The following is a 24,147-nucleotide window of genomic DNA, read 5'->3' as shown; positions in this document are numbered from 1 at the left end:
GTCAACCTGTGCAATCGCGAATTATGGGCGTAAGGCGCAGGGCAACACCAAACACCAAGCCGAAAGAGCGCCATCCCATGATCCGCGACGATATCAAGCAGGCCACCGTCCAGGCGATGAAGGCGGGGGACAAGCCGCGCACCGCCACGCTCCGCCAAGTGTCCGCTAAGATCAAGGATCGTGATATCGAGCTGCGCACCTCGGACAAGGACGTGCCCGACGACGAGTTGGTGACCGGCGTCTTGCAGAAGATGGCCAAGCAGCGGCGCGAATCGATCCAGATGTACGACGATGGCGGCCGCGCCGAACTCGCCGATCAGGAGCGAGCCGAGCTGGCGGTGATCGAGGAATTCCTGCCGCGCACGATGGACGAGGCCGAAACCCGCGCCGCGATCGACGCGGTGAAGGCCGATCTCGGGGCGTCCTCCGTCAAGGACATGGGCCGGGTGATCGCGGAACTGAAGAGCCGCCACGGCGCCTCGCTCGACATGGGCCGCACCAGCGGCCTGGTGAAGGAGAGCCTCGCATGATCCTTCGGTCCGCCCTGCTCGCCTTGACCGGAGCCGCCGCCCTTGCCGCCTGTTCGGACGGCGCCGACGAGCAGGCCGCGACCGATCTCGACCGGGTCGCAACCGACGGTGCGGCCGAGGCTGCGGCCAAGGCCCTGCCCGCGGGCGACTTCGCCGCGCTGCGGCTCGGCGCGAAGATCGCGGGGCCGCAAGGCGAGGAGGTGACGGGCGCGCTCGGCAATGCGGAGGGCAATTTCGCCGACATCCGCTCCTACGTCGCCTGCCCGGCCGGTATGGACCCGTGCGATCCGGCGAGCGCGCCCGAGGGCACGGTCTATACTTACGTCCACGTCGTCTATCCGGGCGAGGACAACGATCCCGACATCGGCGATACCGCAGCCAACACCTCGTCCGCCGTCGACCGCGCGACCGAGTTCCGCCTGATGATGCCCGCGCACGGCTTCACCGGAAAGGTCGGCTATTCGAAGGCCGAGGCGCTGGCGGCGATCGGCGCCAAGGCCGACGTGGTCGTCACCTGCCACCAGGGCGGTCTCGTCTGGACCGTCAGCGCCGGCGACGGCGGCGACCAGTGGGAGCAAGCCGAGCCGCTGACGTTCTACTGGCAATCGACCGCCCCGCCCGCCGGCCCCGCCGACGCCTATGCGATCTTCGCCAACTATACCGCTGCGCAGGGCCCCGGCCCCTATCCCGCGCCCGGTGCCCGCAACGCTTGCGAGGCGAGCCCCGCGGCAAGCTGATAGCGAGGGTTGCAACGTCCACGCGCGCCGCGCATTGATCGTGCATGGCGCTCTCACCCCAATGGCTGGACGAACTGCGTGCGCGGGTGACGCTGTCGAGCGTCATCATGCGCACGACCAAGCTCCAGCGCGCGGGCCGAGAATGGAAGGCGTGCTGCCCGTTCCATAACGAGAAGACGCCGAGCTTCACCGTCAGCGACGAAAAGGGGTTCTACCACTGCTTCGGCTGCGGCGCCCACGGCGACGTGATCCGCTGGATGACCGACCAGCGCGGCCTTTCCTTCATGGACGCGGTCAAGGAACTTGCCGCCGAGGCCGGGATGGAGGTCCCCGCGCCCGATCCGCGCGCGGCGCAGCGCGCCGAAGAGCGCGCGGGCCTGCACGACGTGATGCAGGCGGCGCAGGACTGGTTCGCGGCCAACCTCGCCGCGCCGGGTGGCGCGAAGGCGCGCGGATATCTGGAAGGGCGCGGGTTCAACGCACGCACCGTGGAGCGGTTCGGCTTCGGCTTCGCGCCCGGCGAGCGGCAGGCGATGAAAGGCGCGCTCAAGCAGTTCGACGAGGCGATGCTGATCGAGGCGGGCCTGCGGATCGATGTCGAGGAGCGCGATCCCTACGACCGTTTCCGCAGCCGCCTGATGCTGCCGATCCACGACGCGCGCGGGCGGGTGATCGCATTCGGCGGGCGTATCCTCGAGGCTGACAGCAAGGCGCCCAAGTACCTGAATTCGCCCGACACCCCGCTGTTCGACAAGGGGCGCACGCTCTACAATCTGCACCGCGCCGGCCCCGCCTCGCGCCAGAGCGGGCGGATGATCGTGGTCGAAGGCTACATGGACGTGATCGCGCTCGCCGCCGCCGGGTTCGAGGACGCGGTGGCCCCGCTCGGCACCGCGCTGACCGAGCGACAGATCGAGCTGCTGTGGCGCATGGTCGAAACCCCGGTGTTGTGCTTCGACGGCGATGCGGCGGGCCAGCGGGCCGCGATGCGCGCGATCGAGCGCGCCCTCCCCCTCCTGCGCCCGGCGCATTCGCTGGCGATCGTGCGCCTGCCGGCGGGCCTCGATCCCGACGACCTGCTGCGCAAGCAGGGCAAGGGCGCGATGGAAAAGCTGCTGGGCGAACCGGCGACCCTGCTCGAAACGCTGTGGGACGTCGAACGCGCCGCACAACCGCTGAATACGCCGGAGGACAAGGCGGGCCTCAAGCAGCGGCTCATCGATCACGTCGAGCGGATCGAGCACCCCGATATCCGCGCGCTCTACAAGCGTGAGTTGCTAGAGCGGTTTTCCGCTTTCGCCTTCCCCCGCCGCGAGCGCAGCGCGGGCGACTGGCGCAAGCCGCCCCCTCCCCGGCTCTCGCCAGACACGGCGCGCCGCTTGCGAAGCGCCGGGCAGGGATCGCGCGACCAGTTGGTCGCCGCCGTGATCGCCGGTCTGATGCGTTTTCCCGACGAGGCCTTGCGCCATTCGGAGCAGTTGGGGCGCTTCGCCGCCCGCAATTTGAAGTCCGGCCCCGCGATCGACGCGATCCTCGAAGCGGTCGAAATGCTTGAACCGGGCGAGAATTTGCCCATATCGACATTCGACGGTCCCGTTGCGCCGCCGGATAATACCCGCTTCGCCTTCCTCGGAGAAGGCATCGATCCGCAAGTCGCGCGCGAACAGTTGGCCGAAGCCGTGGCGTTGCTGGTCGAGAGGCCTGCGCTGGAGGCTGCCCTCGCGGCAGCGACGGCGCGGTTCGAAACCGACCCGGAAGGCGCTTTCGCGGAGCAGCAGCGGTTGCTCAAACGAAAGCTGGAATTCGAGCAGCGACTCGGGCAAATGGCAAGCCGACGGGCTGCTTCGGCGGCCCAAACTGATTCAACGCGCACGCGGGAGACAGGGCCCGCTACTGGCGCAGAAACGGACTGAACGCACCTCCATGGCAACCAAGTCGAAGAACACCGACACCGACGATGCGCCGCTGATCGACCTCAACGAGGCCTCGATCAAGAAGCTGATCGCGCGAGCGAAGAAGCGCGGCTACGTCACGATGGACGAGCTCAACGAGGCGCTGCCGCAGGATCAGATGAGCACCGACCAGATCGAGGATGTGATGTCCGCGATCTCGGAAATGGGCGTCAACATCGTCGAGAACGACGAGGAAGCCGAGGCCGACGCGGACGCCGAGAACGAAGTCGAGGAAATCGGCGGCGACGACGATGACGACGAGCCCAAGGCGGCGAAGAAAACCGCGACCGCCGCGGCCGCCAAGAAGGCCACCACGACCGAGCGCACCGACGATCCGGTGCGCATGTACCTGCGCGAGATGGGTGCGGTGGAACTGCTCAGCCGCGAGGGCGAGATCGCCATCGCCAAGCGGATCGAGGCCGGGCGCGACACGATGATCATCGGCCTGTGCGAAAGCCCGATCACCTTCCACGCGATCATCCAGTGGTCCGAGGCGCTCAACGCCGAGGAAATGCAGCTGCGCGAGATCCTTGATCTCGACGCGATGCTGTCCAAGGAGCCGCCGGTCGACAAGATGCAGGATGGCGCCGAGGACGACGACGACGACGGCGAAATCTCCGAGGAAACCGCCGGCCCCTCGATCCGCGAGGACGACGAGGTCGAGGACGAAGAGGATTCCGACGACGAGGAGGGCGAGGACGGCGGCTCGTCCAAGCGGCGCGAGGACGACGACGAAGAAGACAACACGATGTCGCTCGCCCAGATGGAGGCGGCGCTCAAGCCCGACGCGCTCGAGCGCTTCGCGCGCATCACCGACCTGTTCCGCAAGTTCGAGAAGCTCCAGGCCGAACGGGTCGACGTGCTCGGCCGCGGCGAGGAGTTTCCGGCGGCGAAGGAAAAGAAGTACGAGAAGCTGCGCGAGGATCTCACCGCCGAGGTCGAGAGCGTGCAGTTCCACGCGACCAAGATCGAGTTCCTGGTCGACAACCTCTACGCCTTCAACCGTCGCCTGACCGCGTTAGGTGGCCAGATGCTGCGCCTTGCCGAGCGGCACAAGGTGAAGCGGATCGACTTCCTCGACGCCTATATCGGCAACGAGCTCGACGATACCTGGCTCACCGCGCGCGTGAAGAAGGACAAGAAGTGGGCCGCCTTCGCCGAGAAGGAAGCCGAAGCGGTCGAGCGCATCCGTACCGAGATTTCCGATATCGCCAGCCAGACGGGCATGAGCCTCGAGGAATTCCGGCGCATCGTGAACATGGTCCAGAAGGGTGAGCGCGAGGCGCGCATCGCCAAGAAGGAAATGGTCGAGGCGAACCTGCGCCTGGTGATCTCGATTGCTAAAAAGTATACCAATAGAGGCCTGCAATTCCTTGATCTTATTCAGGAAGGCAACATCGGGCTGATGAAGGCGGTCGACAAGTTCGAGTACCGCCGCGGATACAAGTTCAGCACTTATGCCACCTGGTGGATCCGGCAGGCGATCACCCGCTCGATCGCCGATCAGGCGCGCACGATCCGCATCCCGGTCCACATGATCGAGACGATCAACAAGCTGGTGCGCACCAGCCGCCAGTTCCTCCACGAACAGGGCCGCGAGCCGACGCCGGAGGAAATGGCCGAGCGCCTTTCCATGCCGCTCGAAAAGGTCCGCAAGGTGATGAAGATCGCCAAGGAGCCGATCTCCCTCGAAACGCCCATCGGCGACGAGGAGGATTCGCACCTCGGCGATTTCATCGAGGACAAGAACGCGATCATCCCAGTCGATGCCGCGATCCAGTCCAACCTCAAGGAAACCGTCACCCGCGTGCTCGCCAGCCTCACCCCGCGCGAAGAGCGCGTGCTGCGCATGCGCTTCGGCATCGGGATGAACACCGATCACACGCTGGAGGAAGTCGGCCAGCAGTTCTCGGTCACCCGCGAACGCATCCGCCAGATCGAGGCCAAGGCCTTGCGCAAACTCAAGCACCCGAGCCGCAGCCGCAAGATGCGCAGCTTCTTGGATCAGTGACATAAAAAAGGCCCCGCACTGCGGGGCCTTTTTGTCCTGGCCAAGCCCGTATCAGTCTTCGAGTTCGCGGCTGATGATCTTCAGCGTTTCGGGAGCAAGCTTCAGGTCGTAGCGCTTGCCGTCGGCCGTGCGCGCGTCGTCGACATCCCAGTACGGGCCGTCGTCGTCGAGCTCGATTTCCTCCCACGACACGAAACCCGCGGCCTTCAGCGCTTCGGTCAACGCGGCACGTTCGGTTTCCGTGGGCGGGCGATCATTCGCCAGAGCGGGGGCGGCGACGGCAAGCATCAGCGCCGCGCCGGGTATCGCGAGCAATTTCATCGGTAAGGTTCTCCATCTTGAAGGATACGTCCGACATCGCGACCGCGGATGCGATCGCCAGAGGGGCCCGGTACGCATGAACCGAATGCTTCGGCCTTGGGTCCGGTTCCCCGCTCCGCATCCGGCGCGCGCTGAGGAAGAGTTGCGCTTTGCGGGTGGCACAGCGCGGGCGATTTCATTATGGGCCGCGCCATGCGTATCGCCATTGCATCCGACCATGCCGCCATTGAGATGAAGGCGGCCCTGCGCGAGTGGCTGATCGAGGAGGGGCACGAAGTCGCCGACCTCGGCCCGGACAGCCACGACAGCGTCGACTATCCCGATTTTGGCTACAAGCTCGCCGCCGTCGTCGCCGAGGGCACGGCAGAGCGCGGGATTGCGCTGTGTGGCTCGGGCATCGGCATCTCGATCGCGGTCAACCGCAACCCGGCCGTGCGTTGCGCGCTGGTGGCCGAGCCGCTCTCCGCCAGCCTCGCGCGCGAGCATAACGATGCGAACGTGATCGCGATGGGCGCGCGGATCGTCGGGATCGAGATGGCCAAGGCCTGCGTATCCGCCTTCCTCGCGACAGAATTCGGCGGGGGCCGCCACCAGCGCCGCGTCGACAAGCTTTCGAACCCCGCCAGCCTTTGAGGACATCGATGACCGACACCGCCACCGCCGACCCCATGCAGCGCTTCTGGCAGGACGATCTGGCTGCCGCCGATCCCGAAATCGCGCAGGCGGTGAAGGACGAACTCGGGCGCCAGCGCACCAAGATCGAATTGATCGCGAGCGAGAACATCGCCAGCAAGGCCGTGCTCGAGGCGGCGGGCAGCGTGTTCACGAACAAGTATGCCGAGGGCTATCCGGGCAAGCGCTACTACGGCGGCTGCGAATATGCCGACGTGGTGGAAACGCTGGCGATCGAGCGGGCGAAGGAATTGTTCGGCTGCCAGTTCGCCAACGTCCAGCCCAACAGCGGCAGCCAGATGAACCAGGCGGTGTTCCTCGCGCTACTGACCCCCGGCGACAGCTTCATGGGGCTGGATCTCAACTCGGGTGGGCACCTGACCCACGGATCGCCCGTCAACATGAGCGGCAAGTGGTTCAATCCCATCCCCTACGGCGTGCGCAAGGACGACGAACTGCTCGACATGGAGCAGGTCGAAAAGCTCGCGCAGGAGCACAAGCCCAAGCTCATCATCGCGGGCGGCACAGCCTATTCGCGCGAGTGGGACTTCGCGAAGTTCCGCGAGATCGCCGATGCGGTGGGCGCGTACCTGATGGTCGACATGTCGCACTTCTCCGGGCTCGTCGCGGGCGGGGCGCACCCCTCCCCCTTCCCCCACGCACATGTCGTGACCACCACCACGCACAAGAGCCTGCGCGGGCCGCGCTCGGGCGTGGTGCTGACGAACGACGAGGATATCGCGAAGAAGGTCAACAGCGCGGTCTTCCCCGGCATGCAGGGCGGCCCGCTGATGCACATCGTCGCGGCCAAGGCGGTCGCTTTCCGCGAGGCGCTGCGCCCCGAGTTCAAGGCCTACGCCCGCGCGGTAGTCGAGAATGCGCGGGCGCTGGCTGCCAGCTTGGAGGACAACGGGCTGCGCATCGTTTCCGGCGGTACGGACAATCACCTGATGCTGGTGGACCTCACCGCCAAGGACGTGACCGGCAAGGCGGCGGAAAAGGGCCTTGATCGCGCTTGGCTCACCTGCAACAAGAACGGCATCCCGTTCGACACCCGCAGCCCGTTCGTCACCAGCGGCGTCCGCCTCGGCTCGCCCGCGGGTACTACGCGCGGCTTCGGGCCCGACGAATTCCGTCAGGTCGGCGTGCTGATCGCCGAGGTCGTGGACGGTCTCGCGAAGAACGGCCCCGAAGGCGATGCGCAGATCGAGGAGCGCGTGCGCGGCAAGGTCGCCGCGCTGTGCGACGCCTTCCCCGTCTATCCCGGAATGTGATCCGCGATGCGGTGCCCGTTCTGCGCGCATGACGACAGCCAGGTAAAGGACAGCCGCCCGACCGAGGACGGCTCGACGATCCGCCGCCGCCGCCAGTGCACGAGCTGCGGCGCGCGCTTCACCACGTTCGAGCGCGTGCAGCTGCGCGAAGTGACGATCGTGAAGAACGGTGCCGATGGAGAAAACGGGCGGCGCGAGGCGTTCGATCGCTCCAAACTCGAACGCTCGGTCGCCCTCGCCTGCCGCAAACGCGGGATCGAGCAGGAGCGGATCGACCAGCTCATCTCGGGCATCCAGCGGCAGGTGGAGACGGCAGGCGACAGCGAAGTCCCCTCCGCCCGCATCGGCGAACTGGTGATGGACGGCCTGCGCCAGATCGACAGCGTCGCCTACATCCGCTTCGCCAGCGTCTACCGCGATTTCGGCGAAGCGAAGGACTTCGAGGAATTCGCCAGCACCGTGCGGGACGTGGGCGGCGATGGCTGAGGATTTCTACGCCTATATGCTGCGCTGCGCCGACGGCAGCTACTATGTCGGCCACACTGACGATCTGGAACCACGGATCGAAGCGCATCAGAACGGCTCGCTGGGCGGCTACACAGCGAGGCGCCGGCCGGTGGAACTCGTGTGGTCGGCCGATTTTCCCACGCGGGATGAAGCGTTCGAGGCTGAACGCAAGATCAAGGGCTGGTCGCGCGCAAAGAAGCAAGCGCTGATCCGTGGAGATTGGGCAGCCGTCCAACGACTGGCCAAGCGCCATCGGTCCTTCGAGACGAAACCTCAGCCTGCGGCTTCGGCTTCTCCTCAGGATGAGCGGGCAGGAAGGATATGTCACATTACTCCCGCTCATCCTGAGGAGGGCTTGAAGCCGCAGGCTGAAAGCCCGTCTCGAAGGGCCGCCAGCGAAATGCCGATAATCGTCCTCGTCCGCCCCCAGCTCGGCGAGAACATCGGCAAGGCGGCGCGGGCCATGCTCAATTTCGGACTCACCGAAATGCGCCTCGTCGCCCCGCGCGACGGGTGGCCCAATCCGAAAGCCGGGCCTGCGGCGGCGGGGGCGGACGCCGTGCTCGAGAACGCGGCGGTTCACGACACGCTGGCCGATGCGGTGGCCGATTGTGCGCACGTCTATGCCACCACGGTGCGCAAGCGCGGCGTGACCAAGCCGGTGGTGACGCCGGAAGAAGCCGCGGCCCAAATCGCGGCCGCCGAAGGGCGCTCCGCGCTGGTCTTCGGGCCCGAGCGATCGGGACTGGAGACCGACGATGTCGCCCTCGCCCGCGCGATCCTGACCGTACCGATCAACCCCGAATTCGGTTCGCTCAACCTCGCGCAGGCGGTGATCCTGTGCGCCTATGAGTGGTCGAAAACGCGCGATCTCGTCCAACCTACCAGCGAGGATCTGCTACCCCCGGCTTCTCAGGACGAGCTGGAAGGCATGATCGCCCAGCTCGAAACCATGCTCGAGCCGCGCGGCTATTTCCTCCCCGAAAGCCGCGCCGCCTCCACGCGCCGCACGCTGCGCACGATGCTGACCAAGCCGGGCTGGAACCATCTGGAGGTGCGCACGATGCGCGGGGTGCTCTCAAGCCTGGAAAGGCGTCCGCGCGAGAACTAACTTCGCAGCCGATCCCACTCGACAAGCTCGTAAGCGATCGAGGTTTCGACCAGAACATCCCACAGTTGCGCGATTTTCTCCGCCGGAAGGCCGCGCTCGGCGGCGTCCGCCTGCGCGTTCTCGATCACCTGCGCCTTGCGCCCTTCGTCGCGCACGGTGTCGCGCGCCTGCTTGATCCGCGCCGCGGCGCGCATGTAGCCGAAGCGCCGATCGAGCAGCGCCATCAGTTCGCGGTCGGTCGTGTCGACGCCCACGCGGACCTCGCGCATGTCGGTGCAATTTTCGGGCAGCTTGAATTGGTCGGTCATGGCGCGCGCCCTGCCCCGTGCGGGCCGATTTGTCGAGCGCGCATCGGCGATTGACCTCGCGCGCGATCCTGCTAAAGGCGCGCCTTCGTAATTTGGCCCCGCATCCCGGTGAAGCGGCGGCCGCGACGGACGGAACGGTCCGCCGGGCGATGCCGGGTTGAAGCGCCGCCGCAGGGGTGGCGACAGCAAATCGAAGGATACGACACATGTCGAAGCGCAAGAGCGCCAAGTACAAGCTCGACCGCCGGATGGGCGAGAACATCTGGGGCCGTCCGAACTCCCCGGTCAACAAGCGTTCCTATGGCCCAGGTCAGCACGGCCAGCGCCGCAAGGGCAAGACGAGCGACTTCGGCCTCCAGCTCCGCGCCAAGCAGAAGCTCAAGGGCTACTACGGCGACGTGACCGAGAAGCAGTTCAAGGCCACCTACCAGCAGGCCTCGCGCATGAAGGGCGACACCAGCCAGAACCTGATCGGCCTGCTCGAGCAGCGGCTCGACATGATCGTCTATCGCGCCAAGTTCGCGCCGACGATCTTCGCTGCGCGCCAGATCGTCAGCCACGGCCACATTCGCGTCAACGGCGTGAAGTGCAACATCGCCAGCCGCCGCGTGAACGTCGGCGACGTCATCAGCCTGGGCGACAAGGCCAAGGAAATGGCGCTGGTGATCGAGGCGCAGAGCCTGCCCGAGCGCGACATCCCCGACTACGTCTCGCCCGACGGGACCGACAAGATCACTTTCACCCGCGTGCCCACGCTGGACGAAGTGCCCTATCCGGTCACGATGGAACCGAACCTGGTGGTCGAGTTCTACTCGCGCTGATCGAGCGACAGCGAAGCAATCGAAGGGCGGTCCCGCGGGGCCGCCCTTTTTGCTTTCGCGAACGGGAAATCGCTACCTCAGATAATCCCGCCGGAAATCGCTCGCGAACGCAGCGAAACGCCCTTCACCGATCGCGGCGCGCATCGCTTGCATCAGCTGTTGATAGAACGCGAGGTTGTGTTCGGTCAGCAGCATAGCGCCGAGGATTTCGCCGGCCTTGTGCAAGTGGTGGAGGTAGGCGCGCGAGTAGGTGCTGCACACCTCGCACGCGCACCGCTCGTCCAGCGGGCCGCTATCCTCCGCATGGCGCGCGTTCCTGAGGTTCACCGGGCCGTTCCAGGTGAAGGCCTGCCCGTTGCGGCCCGAACGGGTCGGCAGCACGCAGTCGAACATGTCGATCCCGCGCTCGACCGCGCCGACGAGGTCGTCGGGCTTGCCCACGCCCATCAGGTAGCGCGGCCGGTCGGCGGGCAGCATGTCGGGCGCGAAATCGAGCGTGGCGAACATCGCCTCCTGCCCCTCGCCCACCGCAAGCCCCCCGACCGCATAGCCGTCGAAACCGATTTCGGTCAGCGCCTCGGCCGACCGGCGCCGCAGTTCCTCGTCGAGTGCCCCCTGCTGGATGCCGAACAGCGCCGCGCCTTCGGCGTGCGCGCCGCCGGCATCGAAGGCGTCGCGGCTGCGCTTCGCCCAGCGCATCGACAGTTCCATGCTCGCGGCGATCTCGTCGCGCGGGCGATCGGCACGCGGACATTCGTCGAACGCCATCACGATGTCCGAGCCGAGCAGGCGCTGGATTTCCATCGAGCGTTCGGGCGTCAGCATGTGCCGCGCGCCATCGATATGACTGCGGAACTCGACCCCCGCCTCGGTCAGCTTGCGCAGGTCGGACAGGCTCATGACCTGATAGCCGCCGCTGTCGGTCAGGATCGGGCGCGGCCAGTTCATGAAGTCATGCAGCCCGCCGAGCCGCGCCACCCGCTCCGCGCCCGGACGCAGCATCAGATGGTAGGTGTTGCCGAGGATCACGTCGGCGCCGGTCGCGCGCACCGTTTCCGGCTTCATCGCCTTGACCGTGGCGGCGGTGCCGACCGGCATGAAGGCGGGCGTGCGGATTTCGCCGCGTCGCATCGCGATCGCGCCCGTGCGCGCCTTGCCGTCGACGGCATCGACGCGGAAATCGAACCGGGGTGCGGGCATCAGAAACCGTAGACAAGGGTGACGCGGGTCACTGCGTCGGTAGAATCGCGGCCGATGGGCGGCTTGCTGTCGTAATCGACGGTATAGGTGACGCGCGAACGCAGCCGGTCGCTGACTTTCGCATCGAGCCCGGTGACGAGGTTGAGCGTGGTCCGGGTCGAATCGACGATCACCGTCGCGGCGCCGCCGGTCTCGGCGACCATGTTGGCGTCCTGCGTCAGCGCCAGACGCTCGGCGATCTGCCAGTCGAAATCGAATCCGAACAGCGCGGCGAGCCGCGTCTCGTTCTCGGCGAGATCGAAATCGGTCATGCGCAAGGCCGGGCCGGCCTTGATCGCGAGCTTGATCGGGCCGCTGCTGGCGATCTGGTAACCGACCCCGCCCGACAGCGCGTAGCGGCTGGAGAAGCCGAGGATCGGGTTCCGTTCATATTGCGCGAGGCCGTAGGCGAACAGTTCGTCCTTGATCTGGTAGCGCGGTTCGTAGGCGAACAGGAACTGCTCGCGGCTGGTGACGCCGTTCGAGCGCTGGTAATCGGCGGTGGCGCGCAGCGCATGGCTCCAGTCCTCGCCCTGCCGCTTGAGGTTCAGACCGGCCGACAGCCCGACGTTGCTGCTGTTGCCGGTCGAATGGAAGCCGCCGAGCTGCCCTTCCCCGGTCCAGAGTTCGAGAACGCTCGCCTCGCGAATCCGCCGCGTGTTCGCCTCGCGCGCGAGCCTGGCCTTTTCGGCGACGTCGGCGCGCCAGGCGGTTTCGATCGCCTTGATCTCGGGCGCACCATTGGGCGTGGTTTGGCTGGCGAGGGAGAGGACGGTTTCGATCTTGCCCTTGTCACCCGTGGCCATTGCGGCGTCGATCATGGCGCGCACGCCGCGAGGGACGTTCGAAACCTGATCGGCGCGCGGTGGAGCACCCACCACCGGCTCAATTTCACCGAGCGGAAACGCGGCCGACGCGATCTGGCCCGGCTCGGCTTTTGATTGGCCCGCCGCCAGCGGTGAGGCGAAAGCGGCGGCGGCGGTTACGAGAATGAGCGATCGTTTCGTCATGGCGGGGGCGGGGTAACCGGTTACGTCCGCAGGCGCCACCCCGTCCGGAAGATCACTGCGATGACTGCCACGCAAATTGCGAGGAACGCCAGCGTGAGGCCCAGCGAGACCCCGATGGAAACGTCAGACTGGCCGTAAAAGGTCCAGCGCAACCCGTTGACGAGATAGACGATCGGGTTTGCCAGCGCGATCTTGTCCCACGGGCTCGGCAGCATGTCGATCGAGTAGAACGTGCCGCCCAGGAACGTGAGCGGCGTGAGGATCAGCAGCGGCACCATCTGCAGCTTCTCGAACCCTTCGGCCCAGACGCCGAGGATGAAGCCGAGCAGTGAGAAGCTGGCCGCGACGAGCATGATGTAGACCAGGGCGAAGACCGGGTGCGCGATGGTATAGTCGACGAACAGCAGTGCCGTGCCGAGGATGATCGCGGCGAGGATCAGGCTCTTGGTCGCCGCCGCGCCGACGAAACCGAGCAGGGTCTCCGCGACGCCTACAGGGGCCGAGAGCAACTCGTAGATCGCTCCGGTGAACTTCGGCATGTAGATCCCGAAGCTGGCGTTGCTGGTGCTTTCCGAAAGCAACGTCAGCATCAGCAGGCCGGGCACGATGAACGCGCCGTAGCCGACTCCGCCGACTTCGTTGATCCGCCCGCCAATCGCGGCGCCGAAGACGATGAAGTAGAGGCTGGTGGTCAGCACCGGCGAGACGATCGAGCCGAACACCGTGCGGCGGAAGCGCGACAGTTCGTTGCGGTAGATCGCGAGGGTGGAGCGCCAGTTTATCATGCCGCGAGCCCCTGCTGCTCGACCAGGTCGACGAAGATGTCTTCCAGGCTCGATTCCTTCTGCTCCAGCGCGGTGAAGGTGATGCCGTTCCGGACCAGCGCGGTGGCGACCGCCGCGACCTCCTCCTTGCCCTTCCCCGTGCCGTCGCCGCCGCGGTAGCACAGCGTGCGGCCATCGTCGGTCAGCGTCAGCGGATAGTCGGCGAGCGCCGCGGGGATTTCCGCCAGCGGCGCGGCGAGCGCGAAGTGCGCTTCGGTGCGGCCGAGGCGCTTCATCATCGCGTCCTTCTCATCCACCAGCAGCAGCTGCCCCTTGTTGATGATACCCACCCGATCGGCCATTTCCTCGGCCTCCTCGATATAGTGCGTGGTCAGGATCACGGTGACGCCCTGTTCGCGCAACATGCCGATCTGGCGCCACATGTCGCGCCGCAGTTCGACGTCGACGCCCGCGGTCGGCTCGTCGAGGAACAGCAGTTCGGGATCATGCGCGAGCGCCTTGGCGATCAGCACGCGGCGCTTCATGCCGCCGGAAAGCTTGCGGATTTCCTCGCTCCGTTTGTCCCACAGGCTGAGCGAACGCAGCACCTCCTCGATCCGCTCGGGATCGGGCGCGCGCCCGAACAGGCCGCGCGAATAGCCGACCTGCCGCTCCACCGTGTCGAACATGTCGAAGCCCAGTTCCTGCGGTACCAGCCCGATCCGCTGGCGCGCGCTGCGCCAGTGGCGACCCAGATCCTCGCCGAACGCTTCGATCGTGCCCGAACTGATCCGCACCATCCCGCAGACCGCGCCGATCAGCGTGGTCTTGCCCGCACCATTGGGGCCGAGGAGCGCGAAGATCTCGCCGCGCCGGATCTGCAGATCGACGCTGTCGAGCGCCTTCAACCCGCCGGAATAGACCTTGGTCAGCCCGCGGATGTCGAGAATGGGGTCGGAGATGTTGTCCATGCGCGCCGGAATTTGGGGACGGCGAGCACGATTGCCAAGCGCAAAAGCGCGCCCGCCGTTACGGCAGGAGCAGCGAGGAATCGCCGTAGCTGTAGAACCGGTACTTCGCGGCGATCGCATGGGCATAGGCCGCCTGCATCCGCTCGCGGCCCATCAGCGCGCTCACCAGCATGAACAGCGTCGATTTGGGCAAGTGAAAATTGGTCATCAGCCCGTCGATCGCGCGGAAGGCGTAGCCCGGGGTGATGAAGATCGCGGTGTCGCCCGCGAAGGCGCGGATCGTGCCGTCCTCGCCTGCCGCGCTTTCGAGCAGGCGCAGGCTCGTGGTGCCGACCGCGATCACCCGGCGCCCCGCAGCGCGGGCGGCGTTGAGCCGCTCCGCGGTATCGGCTTCGATCCGTCCCCACTCGGCGTGCATTGCGTGGTCGCGCGTGTCCTCCGCCTTGACCGGCAGGAAGGTGCCCGCGCCGACGTGGAGCGTCAGCGTCTCGGTTGCGACACCGCGTTCGGCCAGCGCCGCCATGAGGCCGGGCGTGAAGTGGAGCGCGGCGGTCGGCGCGGCGACCGCCCCGTCGCGCGCGGCGAACATCGTCTGGTAATCCTCGCGGTCGCGCGCGTCGGTTTCGCGCTTGCCCGCGATATAGGGTGGCAGCGGCATCCGGCCTGCCCGCTCGAGCAGCACCTCGACCGGCTCCTCCCCCTCGAACGCCAGCGTCAGGCTGCCATCGGCATGGCGCGCTTCGGCGATCGCGCTGACCCCAGCGCCGAACACGATCCGGTCCCCCTCGCGCACACGCTTGGCGTTGCGGACGAAGGCCTGCCAACGGCGCAGGTCGATCCGCTTGTGCAGCGTCGCCCCGATCCGCGCCTCCCCGCGCAGCCCTTCGAGCTGGGCGGGGATCACGCGGGTATCGTTGAACACCAGCACGTCGCCGGGTTCGAGCGTGTCGGGCAGGTCGCGCACCGTGCGGTCGGCGAACGGTTTGTTTCCGCACGCCACCAGCATCCGCGCCGCATCGCGCGGCACAGCGGGGCGCAGCGCGATCAGGTCTTGCGGCAGGTCGAAATCGAACAGGTCAACGCGCATGGCGGGCCGCTACGCCATCCTCCCCAGCGGGAAGGATCATTCCTCGATCGGCGCGTTCAGCATGTCGGTGGTGATCGCTTCGGCGGGAGCGGGAGCCACCGGCTGCGGCATCGCCTGGGGCTTGTTGTCCGCCGCGATCGAGGCCTGAAGGACGCGCGTCGGATTGGCCGGCGGCTCGCCCCGCTCGATCGTGTCCACGCCCGCCATGTTGCCGATCACGCGGCCGAAATTGGTGTAGCGCTTGTCGAGGCTGAAGCGCGGATAGAACACGATGAAGAACTGGCTGTTCGCGCTGTCTTCCGCCTGCGCGCGGGCCATCGCCACGGTGCCGCGCACGTGCGGCATCGGGTTGAACTCCTCCGCCAGGTCGGGCAGGTCCGATCCGCCCTGCCCGGTGCCCGTGGGGTCGCCGGTCTGCGCCATGAACCCGTCGATCACGCGGTGGAAGATCACCCCGTCATAGAACCCCTGCCGCGTCAGCGTCTTGATCCGTTCGACATGGTTCGGCGCCCAACTCGGCATCAGCCGGATCGGGATCCGCTGCCCGTTCGACAAGTCGAGCAGCAGCACGTTTTCGGGGTCGTGCGTGACGTCGTAGTCGATCTGTTCGTAGACCGTCGCGGCCGTGGTGGATTCGGCCATGGCTTCCTCCAGGCCCTTTTCCGCCCGGTCGACTTCGGCCGATCTCGGCTCGTCCTGCTCCGGCGCGTCCTGCGCGGCGGCGATGGTCGGGGCGGAAACCAGCGCCAGCAGTGCGCCGGCGGCAATTTGGCGTCTGAACATGAGCAATCCGTATGTCAGGTAAATCGAAGGGGCGCCTCTAGCGCCGGGGGACTGTCGGTTCAATGAATGATGCGGTTCAGTAATCGCCGAGCCGCCCCATCTTGGCCACCCGCGCGGCGACTTCGGCCTTCACCGCATCGCTCACGAAGGGCGCGATATCGCCGCCGAACAGCGCGATTTCCTTCACCAGCTTGGAAGCGATCGGCTGGAGCGAGACGTCGGCCATCAGGAACACCGTCTCGATCTCGGCGTCGATCTGCTGGTTCATGCCCGCCATCTGGTATTCGTATTCGAAATCGGCGACCGCGCGCAGCCCGCGCACGATCACACTGGCACCCTGCTTGCGCGCGAACTTCATCAGCAGCGCGTTGAAGCCGACGACCTCGACGTTTTCGATTCCCAAGGCGGCGACCTCGCGGCGGACCATGTCCATCCGCTCGTCCGGCTCGAACATCGGGTTCTTCGACGGGTTCGTGGTGACCCCCACGATCAGCCGGTCCACCAGCTTCGCGCCTCGCCGGATGATATCCGCATGGCCGAGCGTGATCGGATCGAACGTGCCGGGATAGACGCCGATGCGTTCCGCGAAATCCGTGTCGCTCACCTGTCTCTCTCCACGATAAACCTTGCCAGCGCGCGCAGCAGGTCGGCCTCGCTGCCGTGCGGGGCGAGGTGGCCGATGGCCTGCTCCACCAGCGCGGCGGCCTGGTCGCGGGCCTTGTCCGCGCCCATCAGCGTCACGAAGGTCTGCTTGCCCTGTTCGTCGTCCTTGCGCAGCGCCTTGCCCGCCAGCGCCTCGTCCCCCTCGCGGTCGAGCAGGTCATCGGCGATCTGGAAGGCGAGGCCGATGTCGCGCGCATAGTTGCGCAGGTGCCCGCGCCCCTCGGGCGGCACGCGGCCGAGGATGGCGCCCATCTCCACCGCCGCACCCAGCAGCGCGCCTGTCTTGAGCTGTTGCAGCCGGGTGATCGCGTGGAGGTCGTAGTCCTGCTCGTCGGCGACCATGTCCATCATCTGGCCGCCCGCCATGCCGCCCATCCCGCTCGCGCCCGCCAGCGTGGCGACGAGCTCGCCGCGCACAAAGGGGTCGCTCACCAGATCGGGCATGGAGAGGATCTCGAACGCCAGCGCGTGCAGCGAATCGCCCGCCAGCACCGCGGTCGCTTCGTCGAACGCCTTGTGCAGCGTCGGCTTGCCGTGGCGCAGGGCATCGTCGTCCATGCACGGCAGGTCGTCGTGGATCAGCGAATAGACGTGGATCGCCTCCACCGCGCAGCCGGTGCGCACCGCGGTCTGGCGCGATACGCCGTACATCGCGGCGGTCGCGGTCAGCAGCAGCGGACGCACGCGCTTGCCGCCGTCGATCGCGGCGTAGCGCATCGCCTCCACCAGCCGGGCGCGCGTATCCTCGGGCACGGGGAGGAGCTGGTCGAACGCCGTGTCCACATCCTGCCGGATGCGCGCCAGCGCATCGGGCAGCAGGTCGGCGGTGCCCCCCACCAGTTGCATCAGCCTTCCGCGTCGAACGGGGCGGTGGCGCGCGCCTGCCCGTCGGGCCCGGTCACGATCTTCTCGATCCGCGCCTGCGCCGCGTCGAGCCGTGCCTGGCAATGGCGGCGCAGCGCCTCGCCGCGCTCGTAGAGCGTGATCGAATCGTCAAGCGGCACCTCGCCCCCCTCCAGCTTCCTCACGATCTCCTCGAGCGCCTTCAGCGCGTCCTCGAAACTCATTCCGGCGATATCTGGGGCAGCTTGCGTCATCGCGATCGAGCATTGACCGTCGCCCCCCGCTTGGTCAAGTTGCCTCTCGACGAGGGGGCGGGGATGACGACAGCAGGCTTTGCGGCAGCCGCGGTGCGCGCATGTTGATAGGGCACTGGTCCGCCGCCTTCGTCGCGGCCGCCGCGCACAAGCGCGCGCCCAAGCTCGGCACGCTGTTCATCGCCGCGCAACTGGTGGACTGGGGCTTCTTCGCACTGGCGATGGTTGGGGTGGAGCGGCTGCGGATCGAACCGGGCGCGACCGCGATGAACCCGCTCGATCTCTACCACATGCCCTATACCCACAGCCTGGCCGGCAGCGCGATCTGGGCGCTGGCCTTCGCGCTGATCCTGCTGGTGTGGCGGCGCGACCTGCTGACCGCGGCAATCGGCGGCGCGGTGGTCATGTCGCACTGGTTCCTCGACCTGCTGTTCCACCGGCCGGACCTGACGCTGGCGGGCGAGGCGCCCTATCTCGGCTTCGGCCTGTGGAACCACCCGGCGATCGCGATGCCGCTGGAAACCGGCCTAGTGCTTGCCGCCTTCGCGCTCTACGTGCGGCGGACCAAGGGGCCGGTCGCGCCGCCGCTGATCCTGATCGCGCTCCTGCTGGCGCTGCAGGCGATCAACTGGTTCGGCCCGCCGCCCGAATCGGCGGGGCCGATCCTGTACCTGAGCGTGCTGGCGGCCTTCGGCGTCGCGACCTGGGCCGCTTACTGGACGGGCAACACGCGCTGGCACCGGCGCGAGGTGGGACTGGCGGTGCCGACCTGGCGACGCTAAGGGCGCGCGCATGGCAACACCCGAGTCCGCGATCACCCCCGAAGTCGTCGAACAGCACGGCCTCAGCCCCGAGGAATACGAGCGTGTGCTCCATGCGCTGGGGCGCGAGCCGAACCTCGTCGAGCTCGGTATCTTCTCGGTCATGTGGTCGGAGCATTGCAGCTACAAGTCCAGCCGCATCCACCTGAAGAAGCTGCCGACCGAGGCGCCGTGGGTGATCTGCGGCCCGGGTGAGAACGCGGGCGTGATCGACATCGGTGACGGGCAGGCAGCGATCTTCAAGATGGAGAGCCACAACCACCCGAGCTACATCGAACCCTATCAGGGGGCGGCGACGGGCGTGGGCGGCATCCTGCGCGATGTGTTCACGATGGGCGCGCGGCCCGTCGCGAACATGAACGCGCTGCGCTTCGGCCGCCCCGATCATCCGAAGATGAAGCATCTCGTCAAAGGCGTGGTCGCGGGGATCGGCGGCTACGGCAATTGCGTCGGCGTGCCGACCGTGGGCGGGGAGACGAACTTCCACCCGGCCTACGACGGCAACATCCTCGTCAACGCGATGACGGTGGGCGTCGCCGATGCCGACCGGATCTTCTATTCCGCCGCCACCGGCGTCGGCAATCCGATCGTCTACGTCGGCTCCAAGACGGGGCGCGACGGCATCCACGGCGCGACGATGGCGAGCGCGGACTTCGGCGAGGACGCCGAGGAAAAGCGCCCCACCGTGCAGGTCGGCGATCCGTTCACCGAAAAGCTGCTGATCGAGGCGTGCCTGGAACTGATGGCGACCGACATGATCGTCGCCATCCAGGACATGGGCGCGGCGGGTCTCACGTCCTCCAGCGTCGAGATGGCGACGAACGGTAAGGCCGGCATCCGGCTCGACATGGACAAGGTGCCCTGTCGCGAAGAGGGCATGACGCCCTACGAGATGATGCTGAGCGAGAGCCAGGAACGCATGCTGATGGTCCTCAAGCCCGGTCGCGAGGCCGAGGCCGAGGCGATCTTCCGCAAGTGGGAACTCGATTTCGCGGTCATCGGCGAAGTCACCGATACGCAGCACATGGTGCTTGAATTCGGCGGCGAGGTCGTTTGCGACATCCCGCTCGGCCCGCTTGCCGCCGACGCGCCGCTCTACGATCGGCCCGCGATGAGCCGCGAGGATTACAAGGCGTGGGCGAACGTCGCCCTGCTCGGCGAGGTGCCGGCCAGCACCGATCTTGGCGCGGACCTGCTCAAGCTGATGGCCAGCCCCGCCCTCGCCTCGCGCAAGTGGATCTGGGAGCAATACGACAGCCAGGTCGGCGCCGACACGCTCCAGACCGGCGGCGATGCGGGGGTGGTCCGCGTCCACGGCACGCGCAAGGCGCTGGCGATGACCACCGATTGCACCCCGCGCTATTGCTACGCCGACCCCTACGAAGGCGGCAAGCAGGCGATCGCCGAAGCGTATCGCAACCTCTGCGCGGTCGGCGCGCGCCCGCTGGCGGTGACCAATTGCCTCAACTTCGCCAACCCCCAGCGGCCCGAGATCATGGCGCAGCTCACCGGCTGCCTCGAAGGCATGGGCGACGCCTGCCGCGCGCTCGATTTCCCGATCGTGAGCGGCAACGTCAGCCTCTACAACGAGAGCAAGGCGACCGGCGGTGGCAGCGCGATCCTCCCCACCCCCGCGATCGGCGGCGTCGGGGTGATCGCGGATTACGCGCATATGGCGCGGATCGGCTTTGCGGGCGAAGGCGACGCGATCTTCGTGATCGGCGACAACAACGGCCACTTGGGCCAGTCGCTGTGGCTGCGCGAACTGCACGGACACGAAGCGGGCGAGGCCCCGCCGGTCGATCTCGCCAAGGAACGCGAGCGCGGCGAATTCGTCCGCAAGCTGATCGGCGAAGGGCTGGTCACCGCGGTCCACGACGTGTCCGACGGCGGCCTACTGGTCGCGCTCGCCGAAATGGCGCTCGCGGGCAATATCGGCTGTACTCTGGAGCAAATCGGCGACCACGTGACCGCGTTCGGCGAGGATCAGGGCCGCTACGTCGTCACCAGCGCCAATGCCGAGCAGATCCAGGCGGCAGGCATCCCGATGCACCGGATCGGCACCGTCGGCGGCGACAGCGTGGCGGGCGTTGCGCTCACCTCGCTACGCGAAGCCCATCACGCCTTCTTCCGCGACTGGATGGAAGGCTGAGGCGTGGCGCTCGCCCGTTCCCCCGGCGAACGAAGTGGTATAAACCGGCGGCATAATCGGGAGAGCGCCTCATGCCGCGCACCATACTGCTGGCCTGGCTGATCGCCGGGACGCTCGACATCCTCTCCGCCTTCGTGTTCGCGGGCATGGCGGGCGTCACCCCGCTGCAAGTGCTGCAATTCGTCGCCAGCGGACCGTTCGGCGACGGCATGTTCCAGAGCGCAGCGGGCGCGCCGCTGGGGCTGCTGACGCATTTCGCGATCATGCTGGCGATGGCCGCCGCATACGTCGCCATCGCGCCCCGGTTCCCCGCGCTGCTCCGCCACCCGATCGTCGCCGGGCTGCTTTACGGCCTGCTGCTGTGGGCGATCATGTACTGGATCGTCCGCCCGCTGCGCTGGCCCGACTACTGGCCGCCCGCCACGTGGGTCGGCAAGAGCGCGGGCGAAGTGGCGTGGAGTGTGGGCAACGCGCTGTTCTCCCACTGCATCCTCGTCGGCATCCCGATCGCGTGGCTGACGGCGCGCGCCTATTCGCGACGCGCGGGCTAGGCGGCGAGCTTCTCCGCCATCGCCTTGCCGAGCAGGTCGTAGGGATCGACGCCCTCGCTGCGCCACACTTCGTGGCAGCGCGCGTACCACACCGGCTCGGTGATCCGCAGGACTTCGCGCGCGTGGATCAGGTCCATCGCCAAGAGTTCGCGGATCGGCATCTCCGCGATCGGCGGACACGCCTTGCCGATGCGATGCGCCTCGCGCACCGCGCGATAGACCGGCGCGCGGCTCTTCACCTGCTTCTTGATGTTCAGCGCCCCGGCATAGCCCAACAGCAGGTGTCCGTGGCTCGGGCTCTGCCCGTGGGTGAACAGCAGCACGCACTGTTCGCCCAGCGCGTCGCGGCCGTAGCCGGTCAGCACGTGCATCAGGTCGTGCGTATCGCGCTGGCGGAAGCCGTACCATTCGATCAGGTCGCCGTATTTGGGCCGCCCCATCTTGTCCGATTCGGCGACCAGCCCGGCGGCGGTCAGCCCCTCGCGCTCCATGAAGTCGCAATAGGCGTGCGCCACGCTCCCGCGCGGCAGCTTGCGCAAGGCGGCATGGTTGTCGAGGATCGGCGGCAGGAACGGCTCGCTCGCGCGCAACGCCTCGCCGTGCTCGCTCAGCGTCAGCGCGCGGGCGCGCGGCAGGAAATCCTTCGACGGCAGCGCCTCGTAGATGTGGAACACCTGCTCGGTGTCTTCCTTGTCCTTGATGAGCTCGCGGAAGTGATGCAGCGCCTTGCCCACGTCGCGCTTCGGCTGCGGCCGCACGGGGTTGCGGAACACCGTCCCGTCGGCCGCGCAGGCGGCGTTGCTATCGGCTTGAAGAAGGGCGTGGGTCTCGTTCATCGCAGCGAGTCCTGGACTGACACTGCTGTCAGTATAGACGATCGGTTGCAAATTGAAAGTTAATCGGCGCGCGCCTCAACCCCGTACCCATTCCTCGCGCGGCACGCCCAACAGGTCGAGCACCGCGGTCAGGTCGCCGCGATCGACCCAGCCGTCGGCGGCGGCGCGGGCCTTGGGCTTGGCGCGATAGGCGAGGCCCCAGGTCGCCGCCTGCAGCATCGGAATGTCGTTCGCCCCGTCGCCGGCAGCGAGGCTCGTGGCGTCGGACCCGATGCGCGCCGCCTCCTCGCGTAGCACGCGTTCCTTCACCGCGCTGTCGGTGATCGCGCCCACGAGCGCGCCGGTCAGCTTGCCGTCCGCCACCGCGAGCCGGTTGCCGACGACGTGTTCGAAGCCGATCCGCTCCGCCACCGGATCGGCGAAGTGATGGAAGCCGCCCGTTACCAGCACCGTGCGGCACCCCTTCGCCTTCAACGTAGCGACCAGCGTTGCCGCACCCGCGACCGGGCGGATGCGTTCCGCAAGGCAGGTTTCGATCGCATCCTCGCCCAGCCCCGCGAGCAGCCCGACCCGCTCGGCCAGCGCGCTGGCGAAGTCGAGTTCGCCCTGCATCGCGCGTTCGGTGATCGCGGCAACACGATCTTTCAGCCCTGCGAAATCGGCCAGTTCGTCGATGCATTCCTGCCCGATCATGGTGGAATCCATGTCCGACACGAACAGTTCGGGCACCGCGATCTCGGCTTCGGACACGAGCACATCGGCGGGCGCGAAATGCTCGTCGAGCACGCGGCGCAGCGTCGTGGCGTCACCTTCGGGCAGGCCGATCTGGAGCACGTCGCCGCAGAAATCGAGCATCTGGGCCAGCGCCACGCGCATCCCCTCGCCCTCCAGCGCGGCGGTCGCGCGGTCGAGGCGCGTTTCCAGTTCGGCCGGGTCTGCTATCAGCCGGGCGATGAGCACCGATAATTCTCCGAGTTCCGACGGCAGGCGGTCGCCGCCAAAGAAGCCGGTCGCGCTCATCGCAGGGCCGACCGCGAGCGGCAAGAGCGATCTGGCCGTGCGGCTGGCGCAGACGTTGATTGCGCGCGGACGCCCGGCGGCGGTTATCAACGCGGACAGCGCACAGGCCTATGCCGACCTGCGAGTGCTAAGCGCGCGGCCTTCCGAGCAGGAAATGAAAGGGGTTCCCCATCGCCTGTTCGGCGCGTGGGACGGGGCGCAGGCTTGCTCCGCAGCCGACTGGGCTGCACGCGCAAAGGTTGAGATCGCGGCGCTGCACGACGAGGGCGCCGTGCCGATCCTCGTCGGCGGCACCGGGCTGTACCTGCGCACCCTGCTCGACGGGATCGCGCCCATCCCGCCGATCGACCCTGCCGTGCGCGTAGAAGTACGCGCGATGCCGGTGGTCGAAGCTTATGCCGATCTGGCGCGCCTCGATCCGGCACGCGCCGCCGTGCTTGCCACTGCCGACACCACGCGCATCGCGCGCGCGCTGGAGGTGGTTCGTTCTACCGGCAAGCCGTTAGCGCACTGGCAGGCGCATCGCGAAGGCGGGATCGGCGATGCGGTCGACCTCCACCCGCTGGTTCTCCTGCCGGAGCGAAGCTGGCTCTACGAACGCTGCGACCGGCGGTTTGCGATAATGATGGATGCGGGGGCCACCGAGGAGGTGGAGGCGTTGCTCGCGCGAGGGCTGGACCCGGCGCTACCCGTCATGCGCGCGATCGGCGTACGCGAGATCGCGGCACTGCTGAACGGCGAGCTTTCGCGCGATCAGGCCATCGAGGCTGGACGGCAAGCGACACGCCGCTACGCCAAGCGGCAGTATACTTGGTTCCGCCATCAGCCCCCGCAAGAATGGAACCGCATGGAGACGATATCGGGTGATATTGAGGACAATTTCGCATTATTATTACGTGATTAGGCCTT

At 67.2% G+C, this 24,147-nt stretch carries 26 protein-coding genes; 13 read left to right on the top strand and 13 right to left on the bottom strand.

Annotated features, from left to right (window positions below; genetic code table 11):
- Window positions 1-77 precede the first annotated feature (77 nt).
- From ACE3QC_RS02905 to rpoD, 4 genes are read left to right on the top strand one after another with little or no spacing between them, the layout of a single operon-like run.
- Window positions 78-530 carry a GatB/YqeY domain-containing protein gene (locus ACE3QC_RS02905; RefSeq protein WP_374405607.1) on the top strand — a complete coding sequence of 151 codons (453 nt, stop codon included), beginning with the start codon at window positions 78-80 and terminating at the stop codon, window positions 528-530.
- The gene (locus ACE3QC_RS02900) at window positions 527-1,267 is read left to right on the top strand and encodes a hypothetical protein (RefSeq protein ID WP_374405606.1); all 741 of its coding nucleotides are present in this window, start codon (window positions 527-529) and stop codon (window positions 1,265-1,267) included. Before ACE3QC_RS02905 ends, ACE3QC_RS02900 begins: the two co-directional genes overlap by 4 nt.
- Before the next feature lie 44 nt (window positions 1,268-1,311).
- Window positions 1,312-3,180, top strand: coding sequence for a DNA primase (gene dnaG, locus ACE3QC_RS02895; protein ID WP_374405605.1), 1,869 nt, complete (start codon window positions 1,312-1,314; stop codon window positions 3,178-3,180).
- Between the two features lie 10 nt (window positions 3,181-3,190).
- A complete protein-coding gene (gene rpoD / locus ACE3QC_RS02890; RefSeq protein WP_374405604.1) occupies window positions 3,191-5,230 on the top strand; it encodes an RNA polymerase sigma factor RpoD in 2,040 nt (679 codons plus the stop codon).
- Window positions 5,231-5,281: 51 nt separating this feature from the next.
- On the opposite strand, the gene ACE3QC_RS02885 is transcribed toward rpoD, so the two are convergent.
- Window positions 5,282-5,551, bottom strand: coding sequence for a PepSY domain-containing protein (locus ACE3QC_RS02885; RefSeq protein ID WP_374405603.1), 270 nt, complete (start codon window positions 5,549-5,551; stop codon window positions 5,282-5,284).
- 192 nt (window positions 5,552-5,743) lie between these two features.
- Here ACE3QC_RS02885 and rpiB point away from each other — a divergent pair, with 192 nt between their 5' ends.
- From rpiB to ACE3QC_RS02865, 4 genes are read left to right on the top strand one after another with little or no spacing between them, the layout of a single operon-like run.
- Window positions 5,744-6,184, top strand: a complete 441-nt coding sequence (rpiB, locus tag ACE3QC_RS02880) for a ribose 5-phosphate isomerase B (protein ID WP_374405602.1) — start codon at window positions 5,744-5,746, stop codon at window positions 6,182-6,184.
- 8 nt (window positions 6,185-6,192) lie between these two features.
- Window positions 6,193-7,497 carry a serine hydroxymethyltransferase gene (glyA, locus tag ACE3QC_RS02875; protein WP_374405601.1) on the top strand — a complete coding sequence of 435 codons (1,305 nt, stop codon included), beginning with the start codon at window positions 6,193-6,195 and terminating at the stop codon, window positions 7,495-7,497.
- A 6-nt stretch (window positions 7,498-7,503) separates the two neighbouring features.
- Window positions 7,504-7,983 carry a transcriptional regulator NrdR gene (gene nrdR / locus ACE3QC_RS02870; protein ID WP_374405600.1) on the top strand — a complete coding sequence of 160 codons (480 nt, stop codon included), beginning with the start codon at window positions 7,504-7,506 and terminating at the stop codon, window positions 7,981-7,983.
- Window positions 7,976-9,115 carry a TrmJ/YjtD family RNA methyltransferase gene (locus tag ACE3QC_RS02865; RefSeq protein WP_374405599.1) on the top strand — a complete coding sequence of 380 codons (1,140 nt, stop codon included), beginning with the start codon at window positions 7,976-7,978 and terminating at the stop codon, window positions 9,113-9,115. The genes nrdR and ACE3QC_RS02865 overlap by 8 nt, the downstream gene beginning before the upstream one ends.
- Here ACE3QC_RS02865 and ACE3QC_RS02860 read toward each other — a convergent pair.
- A complete protein-coding gene (locus ACE3QC_RS02860; RefSeq protein WP_374405598.1) occupies window positions 9,112-9,423 on the bottom strand; it encodes a chorismate mutase in 312 nt (103 codons plus the stop codon). The two genes, ACE3QC_RS02865 and ACE3QC_RS02860, sit on opposite strands and share 4 nt — an antisense overlap.
- 206 nt (window positions 9,424-9,629) lie before the next feature.
- Here ACE3QC_RS02860 and rpsD point away from each other — a divergent pair, with 206 nt between their 5' ends.
- The gene (gene rpsD, locus ACE3QC_RS02855) at window positions 9,630-10,244 is read left to right on the top strand and encodes a 30S ribosomal protein S4 (protein WP_374405597.1); all 615 of its coding nucleotides are present in this window, start codon (window positions 9,630-9,632) and stop codon (window positions 10,242-10,244) included.
- A gap of 72 nt (window positions 10,245-10,316) precedes the next feature.
- On the opposite strand, the gene tgt is transcribed toward rpsD, so the two are convergent.
- The 9 genes from tgt to ACE3QC_RS02810 form a co-directional block, all read right to left on the bottom strand.
- Window positions 10,317-11,444, bottom strand: a complete 1,128-nt coding sequence (gene tgt, locus ACE3QC_RS02850) for a tRNA guanosine(34) transglycosylase Tgt (RefSeq protein ID WP_374405596.1) — start codon at window positions 11,442-11,444, stop codon at window positions 10,317-10,319.
- Entirely contained in the window at window positions 11,444-12,493 is a 1,050-nt protein-coding gene (locus ACE3QC_RS02845; protein ID WP_374405595.1) for a YdiY family protein, read from the bottom strand. The genes tgt and ACE3QC_RS02845 overlap by 1 nt, the downstream gene beginning before the upstream one ends.
- Window positions 12,494-12,513: 20 nt before the next feature.
- On the bottom strand, window positions 12,514-13,278 hold the full coding sequence (locus ACE3QC_RS02840; RefSeq protein WP_374405594.1) for an ABC transporter permease: 765 nt from the start codon (window positions 13,276-13,278) through the stop codon (window positions 12,514-12,516).
- The gene (locus ACE3QC_RS02835; protein ID WP_374405593.1) at window positions 13,275-14,228 is read right to left on the bottom strand and encodes an ABC transporter ATP-binding protein; all 954 of its coding nucleotides are present in this window, start codon (window positions 14,226-14,228) and stop codon (window positions 13,275-13,277) included. Before ACE3QC_RS02835 ends, ACE3QC_RS02840 begins: the two co-directional genes overlap by 4 nt.
- A 58-nt stretch (window positions 14,229-14,286) precedes the next feature.
- Window positions 14,287-15,315: a tRNA preQ1(34) S-adenosylmethionine ribosyltransferase-isomerase QueA gene (gene queA / locus ACE3QC_RS02830; protein WP_374405592.1), complete on the bottom strand. Its 1,029-nt coding sequence runs from the start codon at window positions 15,313-15,315 to the stop codon at window positions 14,287-14,289.
- Window positions 15,316-15,351: 36 nt separating this feature from the next.
- On the bottom strand, window positions 15,352-16,098 hold the full coding sequence (locus tag ACE3QC_RS02825; protein WP_374405591.1) for a peptidylprolyl isomerase: 747 nt from the start codon (window positions 16,096-16,098) through the stop codon (window positions 15,352-15,354).
- A 76-nt stretch (window positions 16,099-16,174) separates the two neighbouring features.
- The gene (gene coaD, locus ACE3QC_RS02820; protein WP_374405590.1) at window positions 16,175-16,702 is read right to left on the bottom strand and encodes a pantetheine-phosphate adenylyltransferase; all 528 of its coding nucleotides are present in this window, start codon (window positions 16,700-16,702) and stop codon (window positions 16,175-16,177) included.
- Window positions 16,699-17,607, bottom strand: a complete 909-nt coding sequence (locus ACE3QC_RS02815) for a polyprenyl synthetase family protein (RefSeq protein ID WP_374405589.1) — start codon at window positions 17,605-17,607, stop codon at window positions 16,699-16,701. The genes coaD and ACE3QC_RS02815 overlap by 4 nt, the downstream gene beginning before the upstream one ends.
- Complete coding sequence (locus ACE3QC_RS02810; protein ID WP_374405587.1) at window positions 17,607-17,858, bottom strand: exodeoxyribonuclease VII small subunit; 252 nt, start codon at window positions 17,856-17,858, stop codon at window positions 17,607-17,609. Before ACE3QC_RS02810 ends, ACE3QC_RS02815 begins: the two co-directional genes overlap by 1 nt.
- Before the next feature lie 101 nt (window positions 17,859-17,959).
- Between ACE3QC_RS02810 and ACE3QC_RS02805 the strand changes: the two genes are divergently transcribed.
- From ACE3QC_RS02805 to ACE3QC_RS02795, 3 genes are all read left to right on the top strand, one after another.
- Window positions 17,960-18,640 carry a hypothetical protein gene (locus tag ACE3QC_RS02805; RefSeq protein WP_374405586.1) on the top strand — a complete coding sequence of 227 codons (681 nt, stop codon included), beginning with the start codon at window positions 17,960-17,962 and terminating at the stop codon, window positions 18,638-18,640.
- Window positions 18,641-18,650: 10 nt separating this feature from the next.
- Window positions 18,651-20,831, top strand: a complete 2,181-nt coding sequence (purL, locus tag ACE3QC_RS02800) for a phosphoribosylformylglycinamidine synthase subunit PurL (RefSeq protein ID WP_374405585.1) — start codon at window positions 18,651-18,653, stop codon at window positions 20,829-20,831.
- Between the two features lie 71 nt (window positions 20,832-20,902).
- The gene (locus ACE3QC_RS02795) at window positions 20,903-21,382 is read left to right on the top strand and encodes a hypothetical protein (protein WP_374405584.1); all 480 of its coding nucleotides are present in this window, start codon (window positions 20,903-20,905) and stop codon (window positions 21,380-21,382) included.
- On the opposite strand, the gene ACE3QC_RS02790 is transcribed toward ACE3QC_RS02795, so the two are convergent.
- Together ACE3QC_RS02790 and serB are read right to left on the bottom strand one after the other, a co-directional pair.
- Window positions 21,379-22,218, bottom strand: coding sequence for a Coq4 family protein (locus tag ACE3QC_RS02790; protein ID WP_374405583.1), 840 nt, complete (start codon window positions 22,216-22,218; stop codon window positions 21,379-21,381). The two genes, ACE3QC_RS02795 and ACE3QC_RS02790, sit on opposite strands and share 4 nt — an antisense overlap.
- A gap of 75 nt (window positions 22,219-22,293) precedes the next feature.
- Window positions 22,294-23,178, bottom strand: a complete 885-nt coding sequence (gene serB, locus ACE3QC_RS02785; RefSeq protein ID WP_374405582.1) for a phosphoserine phosphatase SerB — start codon at window positions 23,176-23,178, stop codon at window positions 22,294-22,296.
- On the opposite strand from serB, the gene miaA reads away from it, so the two are divergent.
- Entirely contained in the window at window positions 23,171-24,142 is a 972-nt protein-coding gene (gene miaA, locus ACE3QC_RS02780; protein WP_374405581.1) for a tRNA (adenosine(37)-N6)-dimethylallyltransferase MiaA, read from the top strand. The genes serB and miaA overlap by 8 nt on opposite strands.
- Window positions 24,143-24,147: the final 5 nt, after the last annotated feature.

Source organism: Pelagerythrobacter sp. (assembly GCF_041912895.1).
GTDB lineage: Bacteria > Pseudomonadota > Alphaproteobacteria > Sphingomonadales > Sphingomonadaceae > Pelagerythrobacter.
This window is presented reverse-complemented; position numbering and strand designations above follow the sequence as displayed.

Coding starts and splice junctions, on each gene's coding strand:
- ACE3QC_RS02905 (WP_374405607.1), top strand. CDS start 78: ATGATCCGCGACGATATCAAGCAGGCCACCGTCCAGGCGATGAAGGCG.
- ACE3QC_RS02900 (WP_374405606.1), top strand. CDS start 527: ATGATCCTTCGGTCCGCCCTGCTCGCCTTGACCGGAGCCGCCGCCCTT.
- dnaG (WP_374405605.1), top strand. CDS start 1,312: ATGGCGCTCTCACCCCAATGGCTGGACGAACTGCGTGCGCGGGTGACG.
- rpoD (WP_374405604.1), top strand. CDS start 3,191: ATGGCAACCAAGTCGAAGAACACCGACACCGACGATGCGCCGCTGATC.
- ACE3QC_RS02885 (WP_374405603.1), bottom strand. CDS start 5,551: ATGAAATTGCTCGCGATACCCGGCGCGGCGCTGATGCTTGCCGTCGCC.
- rpiB (WP_374405602.1), top strand. CDS start 5,744: ATGCGTATCGCCATTGCATCCGACCATGCCGCCATTGAGATGAAGGCG.
- glyA (WP_374405601.1), top strand. CDS start 6,193: ATGACCGACACCGCCACCGCCGACCCCATGCAGCGCTTCTGGCAGGAC.
- nrdR (WP_374405600.1), top strand. CDS start 7,504: ATGCGGTGCCCGTTCTGCGCGCATGACGACAGCCAGGTAAAGGACAGC.
- ACE3QC_RS02865 (WP_374405599.1), top strand. CDS start 7,976: ATGGCTGAGGATTTCTACGCCTATATGCTGCGCTGCGCCGACGGCAGC.
- ACE3QC_RS02860 (WP_374405598.1), bottom strand. CDS start 9,423: ATGACCGACCAATTCAAGCTGCCCGAAAATTGCACCGACATGCGCGAG.
- rpsD (WP_374405597.1), top strand. CDS start 9,630: ATGTCGAAGCGCAAGAGCGCCAAGTACAAGCTCGACCGCCGGATGGGC.
- tgt (WP_374405596.1), bottom strand. CDS start 11,444: ATGCCCGCACCCCGGTTCGATTTCCGCGTCGATGCCGTCGACGGCAAG.
- ACE3QC_RS02845 (WP_374405595.1), bottom strand. CDS start 12,493: ATGACGAAACGATCGCTCATTCTCGTAACCGCCGCCGCCGCTTTCGCC.
- ACE3QC_RS02840 (WP_374405594.1), bottom strand. CDS start 13,278: ATGATAAACTGGCGCTCCACCCTCGCGATCTACCGCAACGAACTGTCG.
- ACE3QC_RS02835 (WP_374405593.1), bottom strand. CDS start 14,228: ATGGACAACATCTCCGACCCCATTCTCGACATCCGCGGGCTGACCAAG.
- queA (WP_374405592.1), bottom strand. CDS start 15,315: ATGCGCGTTGACCTGTTCGATTTCGACCTGCCGCAAGACCTGATCGCG.
- ACE3QC_RS02825 (WP_374405591.1), bottom strand. CDS start 16,098: ATGTTCAGACGCCAAATTGCCGCCGGCGCACTGCTGGCGCTGGTTTCC.
- ACE3QC_RS02815 (WP_374405589.1), bottom strand. CDS start 17,607: ATGCAACTGGTGGGGGGCACCGCCGACCTGCTGCCCGATGCGCTGGCG.
- ACE3QC_RS02810 (WP_374405587.1), bottom strand. CDS start 17,858: ATGACGCAAGCTGCCCCAGATATCGCCGGAATGAGTTTCGAGGACGCG.
- ACE3QC_RS02805 (WP_374405586.1), top strand. CDS start 17,960: ATGTTGATAGGGCACTGGTCCGCCGCCTTCGTCGCGGCCGCCGCGCAC.
- purL (WP_374405585.1), top strand. CDS start 18,651: ATGGCAACACCCGAGTCCGCGATCACCCCCGAAGTCGTCGAACAGCAC.
- ACE3QC_RS02795 (WP_374405584.1), top strand. CDS start 20,903: ATGCCGCGCACCATACTGCTGGCCTGGCTGATCGCCGGGACGCTCGAC.
- ACE3QC_RS02790 (WP_374405583.1), bottom strand. CDS start 22,218: ATGAACGAGACCCACGCCCTTCTTCAAGCCGATAGCAACGCCGCCTGC.
- miaA (WP_374405581.1), top strand. CDS start 23,171: ATGAGCACCGATAATTCTCCGAGTTCCGACGGCAGGCGGTCGCCGCCA.